This window comes from Arthrobacter silviterrae (genome assembly GCF_011045165.1).
Taxonomy (GTDB): Bacteria; Actinomycetota; Actinomycetes; order Actinomycetales; family Micrococcaceae; genus Specibacter; species Specibacter silviterrae.
Genome location: NZ_JAAKZI010000006.1, coordinates 43,521 through 62,825, shown reverse-complemented (window position 1 = coordinate 62,825; position 19,305 = coordinate 43,521). Strand labels below are relative to the sequence as shown.

Genomic DNA, 19,305 nt, shown 5'->3' with positions numbered 1-19,305 from the left:
GCCTATGAGGCCTTGTCGCCAAACTCCGGTGCGGTCAGGGACCGCGGTGAAAGCTCGACGGCGGCGGGCGCGGCAATGGTGCCCGCGTCGAGGGCATTGAGCTTGCGTGCCGTGGGCAACACCCTGGCTTCAAGTGTGCCGACCAGCTTGTTGTAGCGGTCCACGGACGTTTTCAGCGAAGCGCCCACGCCGGAAACGGCCTCGCCCATCGCACCCAAGCGGGTATACAGCTGGGCCGAGAGGTCAAAGAGCTCCTTGGCGTTTTCGGTCAGCACGTCCTGGCGCCAGCTGAAAGCAACCGCCTTCAGTATGGCCAGCAGCGACATGGGGGAGGCCAGCACCACGTTGCGCGCCATGGCGTAGTCCAGCAGTCCGGGGTCCGCCATGAGGGCGGCGGACAGGATTGACTCGACGGGGACAAAGCAAATCACCAGCTCCGGCGAATTCTGGGCGCTTTCCCAGTACTTCTTGCCGGCCAGGGCGTCAACGTGGGCCTTCACCGCCTTCGCGTGGCGGGACAAGTGTTCGCTAGCCGTGGCACCTGCCGGGGTGCCGGCGTCGTGCGCCTGAAGGTAGGAGGACAGCGGCACCTTGGCATCAAGGACCAGCTCCTTGCCGCCCGGCAGGCGCACCACCATGTCGGGGCGGTGGGCGCCGTCGCCGGTGACCAGGTGTACCTGCTCGTTAAAGTCAACGTGGGCCAGCATGCCGGCCGCCTCCACCACCCGGCGCAGCTGGACCTCGCCCCACTTGCCCCGAGCGCTGTTGGAACGCAGCGCGGACTCGAGTGAACGGGTGGTGGCCAGCAGGCGCGCGTCGGCGTCCTTGGCGTCCCGCAACTGCTCGGCGAGCTGGCCGTACTGCTCCACGCGGTCTCGCTCCAGGAGGGCAACCTGGCGCTGGACGGCGTTGAGCTTTTCGGACACGGGGCCCAGGGCCTGCAGCACCGAGGCGTCCGAGCCCTGCCGCTGGGACAAGGCCTGGTTCTGGTTGAAAAGGAGCCGGCGTTCGGCGTCGGCGGCTGCGAAGTCCGCAGCAAGGGCGCCGGCCCGCTCCAGCGCGGCATTCTCCTGTTCCTCCGAGGCGAGCAGGCGGCCGCGCAGCAGCCACCCCACCGCGGCAGCCCCGCCCAGCAGCCCCACCACCAGCATCAAAAACGCAACAAGCCATCCAATTCCAGTCATGGCACCACCTTCCCACGGGGCTCTGACATTTTTGCTTTAGCCCGAACCCGGGGCAGCCGGTACGATTGACGGGTGGCTCTAACTATTGGCATCGTCGGACTGCCCAACGTCGGCAAATCAACCCTTTTCAACGCACTGACGCGCAACAACGTGCTCGCGGCGAACTACCCGTTCGCCACCATCGAGCCCAACGTTGGCATGGTCAGCCTGCCCGATCCGCGCCTGGCCAAGCTGGCCGAGGTGTTCGGCTCCCAGCGCCTGCTGCCGGCCACCGTGTCCTTCGTGGACATTGCCGGCATCGTCAAGGGCGCCTCGGAGGGTGAAGGGCTGGGCAACAAGTTCCTGGCGAACATCCGCGAGGCCGAGGCCATTGCCCAGGTGATCCGCGTCTTTGACGATCCCGACGTGGTCCACGTGGACGGCAAGGTTGATCCGGGCTCCGACATGGAAACCATCAACACCGAGCTGATCCTGGCCGACCTGCAGACCATTGAGAAGGCCGTTCCGCGCCTTGAAAAGGCAGTAAAGCTCAAGCAGCGCGAGGCCGCCGAGCTCAACGCCGTCCTGGCCGCACAGAAGGTGCTGGAGCGCGGGGACACCATTTTTGCCTCCATCAAGAGCGACAAGCTGGAGATGGAGCACCTGAAGGAACTGGGCCTGCTCACGGCCAAGCCCTTCATTTACGTCTTCAATGTTGACGACGCAGTGCTGGGCAACCCGGAGCGCCAGGCTGAGTTGCGCGCGCTGGTGGAGCCTGCTGACGCCATCTTCCTGGACGCCAAGCTGGAATCGGACCTCGTTGAGCTGGACGAGGACGAGGCCCGCGAAATGCTGGAGATGAGCGGCCAGGAGGAGTCCGGCCTGGATCAGCTGGCACGCGTCGGCTTCCACACCCTGGGACTGCAGACGTACCTGACGGCCGGTCCCAAGGAAACCCGGGCCTGGACCATCCACCAGGGCGACACCGCCCCGATGGCTGCCGGGGTGATCCACTCCGACTTCCAGCGTGGCTTCATCAAGGCAGAGGTGGTCCACTTCGAGGACCTGATCGAGGCCGGCTCCATGCACGAGGCCAAGGCCAAGGGCAAGGTCCGCATCGAAGGCAAGGACTATGTCATGCACGACGGCGACGTGGTGGAGTTCCGCTTCAACGTTTAGTGCCGCTGGACTGCTTTTAGTGACGCCCGGGATGCTTCAAGCATTCCGGGCGTTTCTGTGTCCGGCGGCAAGGAGGTGTGCGGGACCTGCTGGCTCTAGGTGGCCGGGTGGTTAGAACAAGGCCAAACTGTCCAGTGATAAGCAGGGACTGTCAACGGGATTCGTCGTCGCCAACTGCTTCTCCGTGAAATAGCGTGATTGAATTCCGCTTCGGTGTCCGAAGCTGGATACTGGAATTTTGTCACAACACTACCGTTTTCGGTATGGTTGTGACATGGTTGCAGGCGCGAAGTACCGGGACATTGTGCGAGAGATAGCGCTCGATCACTACGGGTACGTCACCACAAGAGAAGCCGTCGAGGCAGGCGTTCCCGCCGTTGAGCTCCCAAAGCTGGCCGCCCGGGGCGGTCTGGAGAATGTCGCTTACGGACTGTATCGGGTGCCGTACATTCCTCTTACCCGGTATGACCAATTTGCCGAAGCTCTCTTGCGCGCCGGTGAGGGCGCATTCCTCCACGGTGAGTCGGTGCTGGCCCTCTTCGGGCTCGCCGATGTTAACCCCCGCCGGATCAAGGTGGCCGTTCCTCGGCGCGCGCGCCCGAAGCTGCCAGCGTTCGTTGAACTGACACAGGTAAGAGATGGCGTGCGTACGACCATCTACGAGGGACTCGTTGCACAACCCGTTGCCGATGCTCTCCTTGAGTGTCGGGGGCGCATCGAGAACGAGCGGCTGCTGGCCGCAGCAAAACAGGCCCGGTCGGAAGGACTGTTGACCGCCGCTGAGTTGCAGCGAGTGAGAAAAGGATTCCGGACATGACGTACTCGGACGCACCGACCAATGTGCGCTCCTTGGAGCAGCGCATCCGCAACCTTGAAGGTGACGACGGGTTGGCCCAACGGCGCAGCGTCAGCATGGCCTTGGTCGTCGTTGGCCAACTGCTCCCCGGAGGAGCAATCAAGGGTGGCAGCGCCATGGCGCTGCGCTACGGGCGAGGGACGCGGTTCACCCAGGACCTCGACGCCGCACGGAACCCGACACTGGCCCGATTCCGCAGCGACTTCGAGACGGCTCTGGCAAAAGGTTGGGCTGGGTTCTCCGGGCGCTTGGTGGAGAAAGACGCACCCCGGCCGCCAGCCGTTCCGAGGGCCTACGTCATGCAACCCTTCGATGTGAAGCTCGACTATCGAGGCAGCCGCGACATGCGTCCGACTCTTCGATTAGCGGCGGCAACAGGCCTGGCCGCCATCTATCATCGTGGGCGGGCATTGAGACACGTTGTATGCGGAAGCACTAGAAGGCCGCGATCTCTTGCCTACCGTCGACGAGGCGCTCGCCTGGACCAACGACTTCGTGCGACGCATCGCAGCAGCCGACTGATCGGTTGCCGATGGTTGGAGGAGTATGAGGTCGGCCTGGCAGCTGAGTCCGTTTCGAGCGCCCGGTGCCGTGTTGGCCAGCACCTAGCCGATGGGGAACGCCCTCAGCCGCGGCGGCGTCTGGCCCGTGCACCGAAAGCATCGAGCGCAGCGAGAATCTCCGGCGCCTGCCAGATGCGGTTCCTTCGGCCGGTGCTGCTTTGCGTGAGGACCTCGGCGTCGACCAGCCGGTCAATTGCCTTCTGCGCGGCAACGTCGCTGATGCTCAGCTCACTGGCGATGGTCCTGGCGTTCACAACCGGCTGTCCGAGTAGGTAGCTCTTGACCCGGTGCACGGAGGAGTCGCTTCGTCCGATCACCCGGCTGTCCCAGCGCGCAGCCGCAGCCTGGATGTCGTCGACCAGCCGGCGCCCGTTCCGGATCGCAGCGAAGGAAGCTTCAGCAACGGCAGTGACTATGGCTTCGGCCCTGCCCGCTCGATAATCAGTCAGCGCGCGAAAGTAAGCATCGGTGTCGTGCAAGAGTCCAGCTGACACGGGAACAGTGACGTTGCGTGTTAAGCCGCCGTGGCGAAGCATGCCTTGGAGGAGTGCCCGCCCTGTCCGGCCGTTGCCGTCAGGGAAGGGGTGGATGGTCTCAAACTGCGCGTGTGCGATCGCTGCCTGAATTAGCACAGGGACGTCCGTGCGCTCGGCGAATGCTACAACGTCAGCCATGAGGCTGGGAACGCGTGAGTGGTGCGGTGGTACGAACGACGCGGCGTGTGGCGAGATGCTGTCGCCGCCGATCCATACTTGTTCGTTGCGCCACTGGCCGGCGTATTCCGGTGCAGTGTCCCGCAGCAATGCGTCGTTCATCGCGATGATCGAGTTCTCGTCCAGTTGGTCTGACAGTGCGATGGACGCGGTCATGGCGCGCACGTTTGCGACCACCAGGCGCGCGTTCCCGGACTTCGACTCGCCTATCTCCGCCAGAGCCACCTGTTTGGCGCTGGAGGTCAGGTTCTCCACCTCCGAGCTGGAGGCAGACTCGCTGCGCAACAGGATCGACGCGAACGGGGCAGCGATCATTCCAGCCTCGGCGTCGAATCGGGCGAGCTCCTGGCTGGCATCATCGGCCAAGGCAATCGTCTCTGCGGGCAGTACAAGTTGTGCAGCGGCGATGAACGGCGGGACGGCGGCTTGGTAGTCGCCGCGGGCTTGGAGTAAAGCTCGCCGGGACCCGACTTCGTCGCCGACGCGCACCCAGGGGTGCGCTTCGTAACCGGTCGCTGGCCAGGCTTCGGGCTGTCGTCTATCCGACATCATCCACCAAGTGTACCAAAGGCTACTCACTTAGCCTTTGGTATGGCGACATTGCCGCCGGTCTTCTATCTCCAGCTCAGGACTGGTTTCTGGCTCGGGACGTGTCAGCCGATGTTGGCGAATACCTTTGCCTCGGCGATCACGTCCCGGACGCCTTTCATCGGATCTACCTCGTGCAGAATGTGTGCCGGCGCGTCGGGGACCGCAATCGGCCGGGCCTTCCGGGAGAAGTCATAGCCTATGAGGCCGGATTGATGGTGGTGGGTGAACACCGGCCGCAGTACAGCTTCACATGGGTTGCGGCAATCGCGTTCCAGGTGATGCCAAACGGCGTGTGGCGACTGCATGCGTGCATTACGACCAAGGAGTGGAGAAACGGAGGGAACAGCCGGCAGGAGCTCTACCGAGACCGACGCGACACGAATCTGGATGTGGTCCTGGAATCCTCGACTCAAGTATTGGCAAGACTCATTGAAGCGATACCAGATGCAAGGTCTAAGTTCGACGAACTCTGTGGGGAGCGAAAAGGAAGTTAGCCACTTTTGAGCCGTGACGTCCGCCGCACGTCCAGAGGCTACTTTGTGGCGACGTGGTGGCGTTCCGTTTGGCGTGGAGAAGTGCTGGACTGCTAGACGCACGAGTGGCGGCAGCCAGCCGCAATCCCCTCAGAACAGCGGCCAGGGTATGGCCGGCATCTCACCTCTGGGAGCCGGAAACCGCCCTGACCGGCGCAACCAGGCGCAGCGCGCGGCGAGGGATTCGATTTCTGCTGCGCTGAGCAGGTTCGCCAGGTCCAGGCTCAGCCCGCCGCGCAGTCCTTCGCTGATACGGTCCAGGCCGTCTTCTTCCTCGGCGGACAGCGCCTGTCCCTGCCATCCCCACAGCACTGTGCGCAGCTTGTGGTCGCGGTGAAAGGTGAGCCCGTGGTCCACGCCGTGCCTTCGTCCGTCAGGCATGGCAAGGATGTGGTCGCCTTTGCGGTCGGCGTTATTGACGACGACGTCGAACACCGCCATGTGTCTGAGCGCCGGCGAGTCTTCGTGAATGAGGGCGACGTTCCTTCCGTTCTGATCCTGCCCCGTCAGAATCTGTTTCCAACCCTTCTCCGGCACATGGTCCGCGGCCACCAGGTCCACGGCGTCTTGGGAGGGATCCTGCTCCTGCCAGAGCTGCACCATTCCTTCACCCAGCGGGCCATCGCGCAGCCAGGTGTGCGGCACCACGTCCCAGCCAAAGGCCTGCGAGACAAGGTAGGCGGCCACCTCCCGGTGGGCCAGCGTTCCCTGGGGAAAATCCCACAGCGGACTCTCGCCGGCAATCGGCTTGTAGACAACGGTCGCGTCACCGATGCTGCCCAAAAATGTGGCGTTTGAAGCCGTCGTGATGCGGCCGGTGAGAGTCAGCTCGGCGGTCACGAGGTCACGTGTTGCCATCAGACCTCGGGAATGGTGCAGATGTGTCCGTCAGCGTCCATGGGATAACCGCAGAGCGGGCAAATTGGGCGCCCTGCACCCACGATCTCGCGGGTGCGCTTGGTGAATGCTCGGGCGGTGCCGACCGGCATTCTTACGCGCAGCATTTCGGGCTCGTCAGCCGCTTCCTCATGAAGCGATTCGTCATCAGCATCGTCCTCGGTGAGGGGGTGGGCCTCTATGACGATCTGGGCAGTGGTTGGGTCCCACCCCAAGCTCATGGCCCCAGTGCGAAACTGCTCCTGGACGGCTTCGAGCGGGTCATTGTCGACAAGCTCTATGGGAGTACCCGTGGGAACGCTGAAGGGGTTGCCCTTGACCGTGATCAGCTCATCGAGAATTTCATCGATGCTCTCCGCGAGCAGCGCCGACTGCTGCTTCTCCATGGAAATACTCACAACTTGTTTCCCGGCGCGCACCTGCAGGTAAAAGGTGCGCGCTCCCGGAACGCCGATGGTGCCAACAACGACCCGATCAGGCCAGGCAAACTCGTGAACACGTGTAGGCATGTCAGTATTCTAGGCCAATGAGGTTCATGGCACCTTTTGCCCCGCACCGCCGCCCACCGGCGCATCGCCCGAGTTGATGCCGTTCGCCAGCCACGACAGATCGCCCCCATCCGTGTTGCTCGCATAGACGGTCGGCCGGCTGGCGCCATAGTGCACGATCGATATGGAGGCGGGGCCCACGTTAATGCGTTGGAACAGGTCAAGGTGCATGCCGAGTGCGTCGGCGAGAATGGACTTGATGATGTCGCCGTGGCTCACTGCCGCCCATACAGCCCCTGGCCCGAACTCGGCTTCGAAGGCCGCATCGTGGCGCCGGATCGCGGCCACTGACCGAGCCTGCATCGCTGCCATGGACTCGCCGCCCGGAAAAACGACGGCGGACGGTTGCGACTGGACAACCCGCCACAAATCCTCGGTTGCGAGATCAATGAGTGTGCGGCCCTGCCACTGGCCGTAATCGCACTCGGTGAGATCTGGATCGACGGGCGCGTACGGCGCTCCAGCCTGGCGATCAAGGATGAGCCGGGCAGTTTGCCGGCAACGCTCAAGAGGGCTGGACACCACCCCGGCCAAAGGCACGGGCGCCAGCCGGTCTCCGGCAATGGCTGCCTGGTCCCGCCCGATTTGGTCCAGGACGACGCCGCCAGCCCGGCCGGCCAGCAGCCCTGTGGCATTGGCTGTGGAGCGGCCGTGCCGCACGAGGATTACTGTCGCCATCCACCCAGCCTAACCACCCGCCGCGGACGAACCCAGCACGGCGGGCCCATGGATGGAACGACGTCCATTGATGAGGGCGTAGGACGCGACATCCCGGGCGCCCCGTCAGAGGGACACCCGGGATGGTCAAACGGCTGTCGTCAGGACTCCGGCTTCCCGATCCGCACCCGCCATACGGTGGGGCCTTCCTCAAGGTAGTCCCACGTGAACTGGTTCTTGAACTCGGCGTCGAACTGGTACCAGAGCGGTTTCGGGTCGTGGTCGTTGACCAGTTCGAATCCCTTGCCTGACCCCAGGTCGTGGTAGTTCTGCAGAATCAACTCGTGGCGCCGCTGTGGCGGGTCATTGCGTACGTCGAGCTTTGGATCGTTGCTCATCTTTCCTCCTGTTTGGTGGGTGGACTGGTGGAGTCTGTGCCGGGTCCCTGGGGCAGGCGGACCAAATAGTGCATCGCGCCGTTGAGCCGCTCAGCCTGCCGGGGCTGCCCGTCACGAAGGGCGAGCCATGCCCTTGCGGCGATTCGATTGGCAGCGTCCGGGTCGCCTGAGAGTCCCAACGCGCGCAAGGCCTTGATGAGGTGGCCGACCGTCGCAACGAGTGCATCGTCGCCGGGACTTTCGGTTGCCATCTATGACACGCTCCTGTAATTACTACGGCATTTTCCGTGGTAATTGTCATCCTACTCCCTTGCTACCATCGCTGAATGGCATCACGAACGGAACCACCAATGAACTGTAAAGAAGCGGCTTGTCGAAATCCGTTGGTCCCTGTTGCCTACGTCATCTTCCGGCGAGACGACTCCGTCCTGCTGCAACTGCGCCAGGGCACCGGGTACATGGACGGCCATTGGGCCACGGCAGCGGCGGGCCATGTTGAGCCCCGGGAGTCCGCAATTGAGGCTGCTGTCCGCGAGGCCCATGAGGAACTCGGTGTGGTAATTGACCCCAAGGAGCTGGTTCCGCTCACCACGATGCATCGCGGCCAACCGACGGACCCGGACAAGGCTGGCCGCGTGGATTTCTTCTTCATCTGCGAATCCTGGGCTGGCAACCCGCACATCATGGAAGCCAGCAAGGCGGCCGGATTGCAGTGGTACAGCCTCAACGGTCTTCCCAAGACAGTGGTTCCCCACGAACGGTACGTCTTGGATCGGCTCACAGCCGGACTGCCGCCCATGGTCAGTTTTGGCTTTTCCAATCCCTAAAAGAGGATTCCCGGATACGGGTCCGTGCCTTCCGGCCAGCCAAGGTCCTACTCTTGGAGGAGGGGGCGGACACACCAACGTGGAGGAGCACCATGAAGAAGCATGAAGGCATACCCGTTCCACCGGTGGCCATGGCCGTGGCAGCACTGACGCAACGGTTTACGCCGCGGGGACGCAAGGTGCGGAAGCTCCGCCGCGTGGCCGCAGTGGTCCTGGCGGCAGCTTCCGGAACGCTGGTTCTTGCCACCCTCGCCGACTTCGCCAGGCGCGGCACCACTCTCAACCCGAACGCCCCGGGGACCGCCTCGGTGCTGGTGACGGGCGGCAGCAACAGCATCTCGCGCAACCCCATGTATGTGGGCCTGGCGGGCCTGCTGCTTTCCCTTGCCGTGAAAAGGGGCTCCTGGCAGGCACTGCTGCCCGTGGCCGGGTTTGTGGTGGCTCTCGACCGGCTCCAGGTGGTCCGCGAGGAGGAAGCGCTGCGCGGCCGGTTCGCAGAGGCGTACCTCGAGTACTGCGCGCGGACTCCGCGATGGCTGGACAGGCGTTCCCTCGACGCAGTGCGGGACATCTGGACCACGGCGGCCCGCCGCGGGTCAGCGGAATAAGCAGCGCTTAGCGGAATGAGTAGCGCTCAGCTGAGTCTGCAGCACTCAGCCGATTGAATACACCAGGCCCAGGCCCTGGCCTGCCAGTTCGGTGGTAAATCGCCTGGCGTCCTTGAGGTAGGACTCCACCATGTCCCGGCGTCCGTTCACAATGGCGGCCCAGTCAGGTGAAACGTGGGCGCTCCAGCGCTGGTAGAGCGGCGGCAGGTCCACCCGCGCCAGGTCCTCCGCGACGGCGGCAACTTCTTCCGCCCCGAGCACCCGGCAGTATGGAATCCAGCCGTACCCGTATGGTTTCACCTCGCCCCTGAGCAATTCATAGGCAGGCCTGGCCGGTTCGGCACCCGGCTGGCCCAGCAGGTCCCTTAGATCCTTCCACGGCTTGTCCAGGTAGAGGCATTCGGGCCGGTCAGGGGGATCGGACCAGGATTCCCAGAAGTGCGGGTCGGAGAGGAACGCGCGCGGATTGATGCGCGCGATATTGACCAGTGGAGCCGGCACCGGAAGTGCAAAGTATTTGATTCCCATGGAGCAATTTTTCCAGCGAAACGGAAATCCTGCTTGAAGTTATCCACAGGCCCAAAGGCACTACGACGCCGCAGGCACCGCCCGCAGCACGCAAAACTCATTGCCCTCCGGATCGGCCATGACCACCCACGTGACGTCCCCGCCCTGCCCAATGTCAACCCGGGTGGCGCCCAATGCCTCCAGGCGGGCCACCTCCGCGGCCTGGTTGTCGGGGCGCAGGTCCAGGTGCAGCCGGTTCTTGGCCGCCTTGTCCTCCGGGACCCTCAGAAACAAGATGTCCGGCACCACCCCGGCTTCCGGGCTCCCCGCGGGCGGCTGCAGGGCGATTTCGTCGTCGTCGTCCTCAACAATCACCCAGCCCAGCACCTCTGCCCAAAATTGGGCGGTTTCAGCCGGCGAGGTGGAGTCAATGGAAATGTTTTCGATGCGGAATCCCATGCCGACATTCTGCCGTGCCCGCCGGCGCTTGGCCAGCACCGGAGCTGTGCAATAACCACAGTAATTGCACAGGCCCTTCCAAGACGGGCACCACCAGCCTGTGGAACAGTGGTCCCATGGACACCCCCGAGGAACGCACGCCGGACATCCCGGACCCCCGCACCATGCCCGTGATTGCGGCAGGGGAACGGGAATCGCTGGAGGCGTGGCTGGAGTTTTACCGGCAAACGCTGCCCTGGAAGGTTGGCGGGCTCAGCGCGAAACAGTTGTGCCGCGCCGCCATCCCGCCGTCCGCCCTGACCATCGTGGGGATAGTCCGACACCTGACCGACGTCGAGCGCTTTTGGTTTTCCAACGTGGCAGCCGGGACGGGGGAAAAAGCCCTTTACCGGGAGGCTGACCGCAGCGCCGACTTCAACGGCTACAGCGAGGAGGCTGCCCTGGCGGACGTGGCCGCCTACTCGGCGGAACTCGAACGCGTCTGCGCGCATGCAGCGTCGGTTGCCGACCTCAGCGCACCCCTGCCCGGGCCCTGGCGCGGCCGCGAGATGAACTTGCGCTGGGTCTACACGCACATGATCGAGGAATACGCACGCCACCTGGGACACGTGGACCTGTTGCGCGAATGCCTCGACGGCAGTACCGGCTACTGACGCTCGACGCCGGTCCCCGCCTGCCGCCGTCGGCCGCGGACTGGCGCTGCGGTAGTCTTTCAGACAGGCTGAACCCCGCTGCGGCTGTGCCGCCGCGATCCATGGGAACCCCCCCAACACGCAAAGAGACAATGGAGGTGGAATGCGCGCCGGTCGCATTTCCAAGGCACTAACGGTGGCCGTGGCCACAGTGCTGGCACTGGGTGCCTGCACAGGCACGCCGCCCGCCCCCAACAACCCCACCTCCACGGCCACCGCCGTGGCAGGGGGCAACGTCACCGTGCTCGAATCCACTCCCTTCACCTCCTTTAACGCAGGAAGCGTCACAGGATCATCGGCCACGAACGCCAGGGTTGACTATGCCACCCACTCAGGGTTCAACTACGTGGATCCCGGGCTGAAGATTGTCAAGAATGACAAGTTCGGCAAATACGAAAAAATCTCGGACAACCCGCTGGTGGTCAAGTACACCATCAACAACGGCGTCCAGTGGTCCGACGGCGCGCCCGTCACGGCGGCGGATCTGTTGCTGCAGTGGGCAGCGGATTCCGGCTACTACAACGACGCCACGCTGGATGCAACGTTCAAGGTGGTCAAGGGGACCTCATACTTCCATGCCACGGGGGACACCACGGGCCTTTCCCACACGGCACTGCCCGTCATCGGCGACAACGGCATGTCCCTGACCCTTAGCTACACCAAGCCCTTCTCCGACTGGGAAACCGCGCTGGGTTCAACCGTGAGCATCCCGGCACACATTGTGGCAGTCCGCGCCGGCCTGAAGGACGCCGACGCACTCACGGCCCTCCTGCAAACCGTCCCCAAGGGCGACGCCGCCGTGCCGGTGCGGCCCAACGCGGAACTCAAAAAGGTGGCCGACTTTTGGAACACGGGCTTTGACACCAAGTCCATGCCGGATCCCTCACTGGCGCTGTCCAATGGCCCCTACCTGGTCAAGAGCGTCACGGCAGGCCACGAGCTGGTGCTGACCCGCAACGTTGACTACACGTGGGGTCCCACCCCGAAGCTGGACACGCTGACGGTGCACTACGCAGCTGATTCCCAGGCGCAGGTTGCGGCCCTCACCGACAAGACTGCGGATGTGATCTCGCCTCCCGACACCGCGGACGTCCATGCCCAACTGGAAGCGATGAAGACGGCGAAGATCGCGATCCTGCAGGGCCAGGGCCTCGGATTTGACCAAGCTGTGTTGAATTTCAAAGGCGTCTTTGCCAAAGCGGACCTTCGCACGGCCTTCCTCAAAACGGTGCCCCGCCAGGACATCGTCGACCAGCTGGCCCAGCCGCTGGAAAGCAACGCCGGCACGCTGGACTCCTTTGTGTTCCGCCCTGCGCAAACCCCCTACAAGGAGTCCGCGCGCAGCAACGGCACTTCCGGCTATGCGAAGGCGGACATCGACGCGGCCAAGACCCTGCTGGCGGGGGCCAAGCCCACCATCCGGATCCTCTACAACAAGGACGATCCTGTCCGCGCGGAGGAATATTCCCTGATTTCGGCCTCGGCCCAGCTGGCCGGGTTCACGGTCACGGATGCCGGCAAGCCCGCCGGCCAGTGGCAGCAGGCACTCAAGGAAGGCGCCTTTGACGTGGCGCTTTACGGTTGGACCAGCAACGCCACGGGATCCGTGCAGGTCCCGCAGATTTTCAAGACCGGCGCCGAATCAAACCTCAACAACTTCTCCAACACCGTGGTGGACCAGCTGGCCGGGCAGCTGGCCGGCGAACCCGACGACGCCAAGCAAAATGCCCTCAAGATGCAGATTGACAAGCTCGTTGTCGACGCCGGGTACGGGCTTCCCCTGTTTCAGCGCCTGGGGCTGGCCGCCACCGGCCCGCACGTGGCCGGCGTCGCCTACTCGCCCGTGCCGGTTGGTGTGTGGTGGAACGTCTGGGACTGGAGCTACGTCAAGTAGCGCCGGCAGCGGCCCCTGAAGCACGACGGCGGCGGGTGAGCTTGGTCACGCAAGCCGCCTGCCGCCGTCGTACTTTGGGCGGAAAAACCCGCCCCAAGCGGTGAATTCAGCGCCAGCGTGGCGCAAAACATGGCCGTCATGCGATAAAGTGACTAGGCCGTATTTGGCACTACGTCTAGAATGGTGTTATCTGCCGATAATCGCGGCCAAACATAAATGTGACTTTCTGCCGTCGCCCCTTAGGGCCTGCAGCCGGGCCCAACTGAAACGAGTCTTCACGCATGAGCGATACTTCCCTCAACACTGCCTCGCGCAATGACCTGCGCAACGTCGCCATTGTGGCGCACGTTGACCATGGCAAGACCACCCTGGTGGACGCCATGCTCAAGCAGACGCACTCATTTGCCGAGCACGGCAATGTTGCTGAGCGCGTCATGGACTCCGGTGACCTGGAGCGTGAAAAGGGCATCACCATTTTGGCCAAGAACACCACCGTGGCCTACAACGGTCCGTCAGCTGACGGCACCGTCATGACCATCAACGTCATTGACACCCCGGGCCACGCCGACTTCGGCGGCGAGGTGGAGCGCGGCCTGTCCATGGTGGACGGCGTGGTGCTCCTCGTTGACGCTTCCGAAGGCCCGCTGCCGCAGACCCGCTTTGTGCTGCGCAAGGCCCTGGCCGCCAAGCTGCCCGTGATCCTGCTGGTCAACAAGACCGACCGCCCCGATGCCCGCATCGACGAGGTTGTCGCCGAATCCATGGACCTGCTCCTGGGCCTGGCCTCCGACATGTCCGACGAAGTTCCCGACCTGGACCTCGACGCCGTTCTGAACGTGCCCGTCGTATACGCCTCCGGCAAGTTGGGCCGCGCTTCGCTGACCCAGCCTGCCAATGGTGAAGCCCCGGACAACGAGGACCTTGAGCCGCTGTTCAAGACGATCCTCGAGCACATCCCGGCCCCCCGCTACAACCCGGAGGGTGTCCTGCAGGCGCACGTCACCAACCTGGATGCCTCACCGTTCCTGGGCCGCCTTGCCCTGCTGCGCATCTTCAACGGCACCCTGCGCAAGGGCCAGACCGTTGCCTGGTACCGCCATGACGGCACCATCAAGCCGGTGAAGATCACCGAACTGCTGGCCACCCAGGCCCTGACCCGTGTTCCCGCCGAATCCGCCGGCCCCGGCGAGATTGTGGCTGTTGCGGGCATTGAGGACATCACCATTGGTGAAACCCTCACCGACCTTGAGGATCCGCAGCCCCTGCCGCTGATCACCGTTGACCCGCCGGCCATCTCCATGACCATCGGTATCAACACCTCCCCGATCGCCGGCCGCGTCAAGGGCCACAAGGTCACCGCACGCCAGGTCAAGGACCGCCTTGACAAGGAACTGGTGGGCAATGTATCCCTGAGAGTTCTTCCCACGGAGCGTCCCGACGCCTGGGAAGTCCAGGGCCGCGGCGAGCTGGCCCTGTCCATCCTGGTGGAGCAGATGCGCCGTGAAGGCTTCGAGCTGACAGTGGGCAAGCCCCAGGTTGTGACCAAGCAGGTCGACGGCAAGACGCACGAGCCCATGGACCACATGACCATCGACGTACCCGAGGAATACTTGGGCGGCGTCACCCAGCTGATGGCGGCCCGCAAGGGACGCATGATCAACATGGCCAACCACGGCACCGGCTGGTGCCGCATGGAATTCATCGTTCCGGCCCGTGGCCTGATCGGTTTCCGTACACGCTTCCTGACCGACACCCGCGGCGCCGGCATTGCTTCGTCCATCGCTGAAGGTTACGAGCCGTGGGCCGGCCCCATCGAGTACCGCACCAACGGTTCCATCGTGGCTGACCGCTCCGGCGTGGTCACCCCGTTCGCGATGATCAAGCTCCAGGAACGCATGAACTTCTTCGTGCAGCCCACCTCCGAGGTCTACGAGGGCATGATTGTTGGCGAGAATTCACGCTCCGATGACATGGATGTCAACATCACCAGGGAAAAGCAGCTCACCAACATGCGCGCAGCTTCTTCCGACACCTTCGAAAACATGACCCCGCCGCGCACCCTGACCCTGGAAGAGTCCCTGGAATTCGCCCGCGAGGACGAGTGCGTTGAGGTCACCCCGGAGTCCATCCGCATCCGCAAGGTCATCCTGAACGCCGGCGACCGCGCCAAGGCGTTCCGCAGCCGCGCCAAGGCCTGATCCCCAGCGCCACAGGCGGCTTCCACGCCTTGAATCCAGCCCGTCCCCGGTCAAAACCGGGGGCGGGCTGCTTCGTTTAAGGTTTCATCTCGATAAAGATCTGTTCGAACTGTGCGCTGGATTACTCACAAGTAGGTGTTTGTCTGTAGCCTTGACGGGTATGAGCTGAAACACATCAAGATTCAACGGTGAATCTGCACTTGAGTGCTTCTACTCGAATCCATTAATTAGTCAAGGAGGCGGAATGCGTTACTCGCGCACTTCCAAAGCACTGGGCCTGGCGGCAGTTCTCGCCATGTCCATCACCGCATGTGGCGGCACTTCGGGTGGGAACAACACCAGCGCAGCTGCCAACACCAGCAAGGCAATTACGGCCAACGGCACCGAACCACAAAACCCGCTGCTGCCGGCAAACACCAACGAAGTTGGTGGCGGCCGTGTCATGGACCTCATCTTCTCCGGCCTTGTCAGCTACGACGTCCACGGCAAAACCGTCAACGAACTGGCGCAGTCCATCACGACCACGGATTCCCAGCACTACACCATCAAGATCAAGTCCGGCCAGACGTTCAGTGACGGCACCCCCATCACGGCAAAGAACTTCGTGGATGCCTGGAACTACGGTGCGGCAGCCAAGAACGCCCAGCTGAACAGCTACTTCTTCGCACCCATCAAGGGCTACGACAAGGTAAGCGCCGACAAGTCCACCCTGGACACCATGGAAGGCCTGAAGGTTGTCGACGACACCACCTTCACGGTTGACCTGACAGCTCCGGAATCCGACTTCCCGCTGGCACTCGGCTACACGGCGTTCTACCCGATGCCCGAGTCCGCCTACAAGGACATCAAGGCATACGGCCAGAACCCGGTCGGCGACGGCCCGTACAAGCTGGCTCCCGGTGGCTGGAAGCACGACACCTCCATCACGCTCATTCCGAACGACAAGTACCAGGGTCCGAACAAGCCGAAGAACGGCGGCGTGACCTTCACGCTCTACTCGAGCCCGGACGCCGCCTACACGGATGTGCAGTCTGACAACCTTGACGTCCTGGACCAGGTGCCCCCGAGCGGCCTGCAGAACTTCAAGACAGACTTCAAGGGACGCTTCGTCAACCAGGCCTACGCGGGCAACGCCACCATGACGATCCCGAGCTACCTGCCCGAGTTCAAGGGCGAGGCCGGCCAGATGCGCCGCCAGGCCATCTCGATGTCGATCGACCGCCAGCAGATCATTGACAAGATCTTCTACGGCAACAAGAAGGTCGCCACCGAGTTCACGTCACCCGTGCTGGACGGCTACGACGCCAACCTGCCCGGCAGCGATGTGCTGAAGTACAACCCCACGAAGGCCAAGGAACTCTGGGCGGCTGCTGACAAGATCAGCCCGTGGCCCGCAGGCAAGGTCTTTACCATCACGTCCAACATCGATGGTGCCGGCAACAAGGAATACATCACGGCCATGGCCAACCAGATCGCCACCACCCTGGGGATCAAGGCTCAGCTGAACCCGATTGCCACGTTCAAGGAATCCCGCAACCTGATCAACTCCAAGAAGCTCACCGGTGCCTCACGCGCCGGCTGGCAGGCGGACTACCCGTCGCTGCAGGACTTCCTCGGCCCGCTGTACGGCACCGGGGCAGGCTCCAACGACGGCGACTACTCCAGTCCGGCGTTTGACGCCAAGCTGAAGGAAGGCCTTGCCGCCAAGAGCGTTGACGAAGGCAACAAGATCTTCAACCAGGCCCAGGAAATCCTGCTGAAGGACCTGCCGGTCATCCCGCTGTGGTACCAGGCTGTCCAGGGCGTGTGGAGCAACAACGTCACCAACGTGGAGTTCGGCTGGAACGGCGTTCCGCTGTACTACAACATCACCGCTAAGTAATATCAGTAGCACTGACGCATGAAGGGGGACCCGGACTAGGTGCCGGGTCCCCTTTCATTGTCTAAATCACATGTCTTTGTGTTACTTTCCGTACAGGGACAATGCGGCGATCCCGCATGTTGTCCAGTACCGTCCACTATTTGAACAGGTAATTTCATGAACGATTTGCCAACAGGAACACCGGGGGAGGAGACGCCATAATGGTCATGTTCACGCTCCGCCGCTTCCTGCAGCTGATTCCCGTTTTTTTCGGGGCCACGCTACTGGTGTACTTCCTCGTCTTTGCAACCCCCGGCGATCCCATCGCTGCCCTGTCCGGCGGCAAGCCGATGGCGCCCGCCGTGCAGGCCGCCCTCCGGGCCCAGTACAACCTGGACCAGCCCTTCTGGATCCAGTACGGCCTGTACCTGAAGAACCTGGTGACCCTCAATCTGGGCCAGACGTTCTCCGGACAGGACGTGTCGGCCGTCATTGGGCGCGCCTACCCCGTCACCGCCCGGCTGGCCTTCATGGCGCTGGCCATTGAAGCCATCTTCGGCGTCCTGTTCGGCGTCATCGCCGGCCTGCGCAAGGGCAAGCTGTTCGACGCCACGGTCCTGGTGGCCTCCCTGGTCGTCATCGCCGTTCCCACCTTCGTCCTGGGCTTCGTCCTGCAGCTGGTCATCGGCGTTCAGCTTGGCTGGGCCCGCCCCACCGTCAGCGGGGCCGCGCCGTGGAACGAACTGATTTTGCCGGCCCTGGTGCTGGGACTGGTGTCCCTGGCCTACGTCATCCGGCTCACCCGCGCCTCCATCAGTGAAAACATGAATGCCGACTACGTACGCACCGCCACGGCCAAGGGCCTGAGCCGAGGACGCGTGGTATTGGTGCACATCCTGCGCAACTCACTGATCCCTGTGGTGACCTTTCTGGGTGCCGACCTTGGCTCCCTCATGGGTGGCGCCATTGTCACCGAAGGCATCTTCAACGTCCCCGGCGTCGGCAACCTGCTCTACAAGGCCATCCTGAAGGGCGAGAGCGCCACCGTGGTGGCCGTCGTCGGCATTCTGGTCATTGTCTTCGTGGTCGCCAACCTCGTGGTGGACCTCTTGTACGCCTGGCTCGACCCAAGGATTCGCTATGTCTGAGAACCTGACACCTGAAACTGACCTGACCAAGCCGGTGATCCCGGCAGCCGCGCGTCAAGGAAAAACGTCCAGCCGCGCAATTGTTCATTTCGTGGCTCCGCTGGAGGAAACACCCCTCGCCGCGATCGACAATGTGGATGAGAGTGAAGCGCCGCTGAGCCTGTGGGCAGACGCCTGGCGTAACCTGCGCCGCCAGCCCCTGTTCATCATTTCCGCCATTCTGATCGTGCTGGTGCTCGTAGTGGCTTTCCTGCCCCAGCTGTTTGCGAATGTCGATCCCACCAGCTGCACCCTCAACGATTCCTCTGCTGGCCCGCGTGGCGGGCATCCCATGGGCTTCACCCTCCAAGGCTGTGATGTGTACTCCCGCATGATCTACGGCACGCGCGCGTCCCTCATGGTTGGCGTTTTCACCACCCTCGGGGTGCTGGTTTTTGGCGGCATCATGGGTGCCCTGGCCGGCTACTACGGCGGCTGGGTCGACGCCATCCTGGCCCGCCTGGGCGACGTCTTCTTCGCCCTGCCGCTGATCCTGGGCGCCATTGTCATGATGCAGCTGCCTGCCTTCCGCGACAACCGCAGCGTGTGGACAGTTGTGCTGACGCTGGTGATCTTCGGGTGGCCGCAGATTGCGCGCATCACCCGCGGTGCGGTCATTGAAAACCGCAACGCTGATTTCGTCACTGCTGCCAAGGCGCTGGGGCTGTCCCGTTTCAATGCACTGGTGCGCCACGTGCTGCCGAACTCGCTGGCCCCCATCATTGTGGTGGCCAGCATCTCGCTTGGCACGTTCATCGTGGCCGAGGCCACGCTGTCCTTCCTGGGCATCGGCCTGCCGGACACCGTCATGTCCTGGGGCAATGACATTGCGGCCGCGCAGCCGCAGGTGCGCAACAACCCGGGCGTGCTGCTGTGGCCAGCAGCCGCGCTGTCCGTCACCGTCCTGAGCTTCATCATGCTCGGTGACGCACTCCGTGACGCCCTCGACCCCAAAGCAAGGAAGCGGTGACCAC

The 19,305-nt window shown here is 63.3% G+C and carries 20 protein-coding genes; 10 read left to right on the top strand and 10 right to left on the bottom strand.

The window, feature by feature from the left end:
- Positions 1-2: 2 nt before the first annotated feature.
- On the bottom strand, positions 3-1,184 hold the full coding sequence (locus G6N77_RS05370) for a DNA recombination protein RmuC (RefSeq protein WP_165180992.1): 1,182 nt from the start codon (positions 1,182-1,184) through the stop codon (positions 3-5).
- Between the two features lie 72 nt (positions 1,185-1,256).
- Here G6N77_RS05370 and ychF point away from each other — a divergent pair, with 72 nt between their 5' ends.
- Positions 1,257-2,342 (top strand): redox-regulated ATPase YchF, encoded by a 1,086-nt coding sequence (ychF, locus tag G6N77_RS05365; RefSeq protein WP_165180991.1) that lies wholly within the window; start codon positions 1,257-1,259, stop codon positions 2,340-2,342.
- A 274-nt stretch (positions 2,343-2,616) separates the two neighbouring features.
- The gene (locus G6N77_RS05360; protein WP_165180989.1) at positions 2,617-3,159 is read left to right on the top strand and encodes a type IV toxin-antitoxin system AbiEi family antitoxin domain-containing protein; all 543 of its coding nucleotides are present in this window, start codon (positions 2,617-2,619) and stop codon (positions 3,157-3,159) included.
- A gap of 664 nt (positions 3,160-3,823) precedes the next feature.
- Here G6N77_RS05360 and G6N77_RS05355 read toward each other — a convergent pair.
- The 7 genes from G6N77_RS05355 to G6N77_RS05325 all read right to left on the bottom strand — a co-directional run bounded on the left by G6N77_RS05355 (position 3,824) and on the right by G6N77_RS05325 (position 8,349).
- The gene (locus G6N77_RS05355; RefSeq protein ID WP_240901700.1) at positions 3,824-5,026 is read right to left on the bottom strand and encodes a Fic family protein; all 1,203 of its coding nucleotides are present in this window, start codon (positions 5,024-5,026) and stop codon (positions 3,824-3,826) included.
- 101 nt (positions 5,027-5,127) lie between these two features.
- Positions 5,128-5,370, bottom strand: coding sequence for a hypothetical protein (locus tag G6N77_RS05350; RefSeq protein ID WP_165180988.1), 243 nt, complete (start codon positions 5,368-5,370; stop codon positions 5,128-5,130).
- A 318-nt stretch (positions 5,371-5,688) separates the two neighbouring features.
- Positions 5,689-6,456, bottom strand: a complete 768-nt coding sequence (locus G6N77_RS05345) for an SCO1664 family protein (protein WP_165180987.1) — start codon at positions 6,454-6,456, stop codon at positions 5,689-5,691.
- Complete coding sequence (locus G6N77_RS05340) at positions 6,456-7,004, bottom strand: DUF3090 domain-containing protein (RefSeq protein ID WP_165180986.1); 549 nt, start codon at positions 7,002-7,004, stop codon at positions 6,456-6,458. The genes G6N77_RS05345 and G6N77_RS05340 overlap by 1 nt, the downstream gene beginning before the upstream one ends.
- 24 nt (positions 7,005-7,028) lie before the next feature.
- Positions 7,029-7,721 carry a histidine phosphatase family protein gene (locus G6N77_RS05335; RefSeq protein ID WP_165180985.1) on the bottom strand — a complete coding sequence of 231 codons (693 nt, stop codon included), beginning with the start codon at positions 7,719-7,721 and terminating at the stop codon, positions 7,029-7,031.
- Between the two features lie 140 nt (positions 7,722-7,861).
- Positions 7,862-8,098: a DUF2249 domain-containing protein gene (locus G6N77_RS05330; protein ID WP_165180984.1), complete on the bottom strand. Its 237-nt coding sequence runs from the start codon at positions 8,096-8,098 to the stop codon at positions 7,862-7,864.
- Entirely contained in the window at positions 8,095-8,349 is a 255-nt protein-coding gene (locus G6N77_RS05325) for a hypothetical protein (protein WP_165180983.1), read from the bottom strand. Before G6N77_RS05325 ends, G6N77_RS05330 begins: the two co-directional genes overlap by 4 nt.
- Positions 8,350-8,448: 99 nt before the next feature.
- On the opposite strand from G6N77_RS05325, the gene G6N77_RS05320 reads away from it, so the two are divergent.
- Both G6N77_RS05320 and G6N77_RS05315 read left to right on the top strand, forming a co-directional pair.
- Positions 8,449-8,925, top strand: a complete 477-nt coding sequence (locus G6N77_RS05320; RefSeq protein WP_165180981.1) for an NUDIX hydrolase — start codon at positions 8,449-8,451, stop codon at positions 8,923-8,925.
- Between the two features lie 92 nt (positions 8,926-9,017).
- Positions 9,018-9,533, top strand: coding sequence for a methyltransferase family protein (locus tag G6N77_RS05315; protein WP_165180980.1), 516 nt, complete (start codon positions 9,018-9,020; stop codon positions 9,531-9,533).
- Between the two features lie 45 nt (positions 9,534-9,578).
- Here the strand turns inward: G6N77_RS05315 and G6N77_RS05310 are convergent, their stop codons facing one another.
- Positions 9,579-10,061, bottom strand: a complete 483-nt coding sequence (locus G6N77_RS05310; protein ID WP_165180979.1) for a DUF1877 family protein — start codon at positions 10,059-10,061, stop codon at positions 9,579-9,581.
- 60 nt (positions 10,062-10,121) lie between these two features.
- Positions 10,122-10,499, bottom strand: a complete 378-nt coding sequence (locus G6N77_RS05305; RefSeq protein ID WP_165180978.1) for a VOC family protein — start codon at positions 10,497-10,499, stop codon at positions 10,122-10,124.
- Positions 10,500-10,615: 116 nt separating this feature from the next.
- On the opposite strand from G6N77_RS05305, the gene G6N77_RS05300 reads away from it, so the two are divergent.
- The 6 genes from G6N77_RS05300 (at position 10,616) to G6N77_RS05275 (ending at position 19,301) form a co-directional block, all read left to right on the top strand.
- Positions 10,616-11,152, top strand: a complete 537-nt coding sequence (locus tag G6N77_RS05300) for a DinB family protein (protein WP_165180977.1) — start codon at positions 10,616-10,618, stop codon at positions 11,150-11,152.
- Between the two features lie 142 nt (positions 11,153-11,294).
- On the top strand, positions 11,295-13,085 hold the full coding sequence (locus tag G6N77_RS05295; protein WP_165180976.1) for an ABC transporter family substrate-binding protein: 1,791 nt from the start codon (positions 11,295-11,297) through the stop codon (positions 13,083-13,085).
- 281 nt (positions 13,086-13,366) lie between these two features.
- The gene (typA, locus tag G6N77_RS05290; protein WP_165180975.1) at positions 13,367-15,283 is read left to right on the top strand and encodes a translational GTPase TypA; all 1,917 of its coding nucleotides are present in this window, start codon (positions 13,367-13,369) and stop codon (positions 15,281-15,283) included.
- Positions 15,284-15,527: 244 nt separating this feature from the next.
- Entirely contained in the window at positions 15,528-17,165 is a 1,638-nt protein-coding gene (locus G6N77_RS05285) for a peptide ABC transporter substrate-binding protein (RefSeq protein WP_165180974.1), read from the top strand.
- A 200-nt stretch (positions 17,166-17,365) separates the two neighbouring features.
- Positions 17,366-18,292 carry an ABC transporter permease gene (locus G6N77_RS05280; RefSeq protein ID WP_165180973.1) on the top strand — a complete coding sequence of 309 codons (927 nt, stop codon included), beginning with the start codon at positions 17,366-17,368 and terminating at the stop codon, positions 18,290-18,292.
- The gene (locus tag G6N77_RS05275) at positions 18,285-19,301 is read left to right on the top strand and encodes an ABC transporter permease (RefSeq protein ID WP_165180972.1); all 1,017 of its coding nucleotides are present in this window, start codon (positions 18,285-18,287) and stop codon (positions 19,299-19,301) included. The genes G6N77_RS05280 and G6N77_RS05275 overlap by 8 nt, the downstream gene beginning before the upstream one ends.
- Positions 19,302-19,305: the final 4 nt, after the last annotated feature.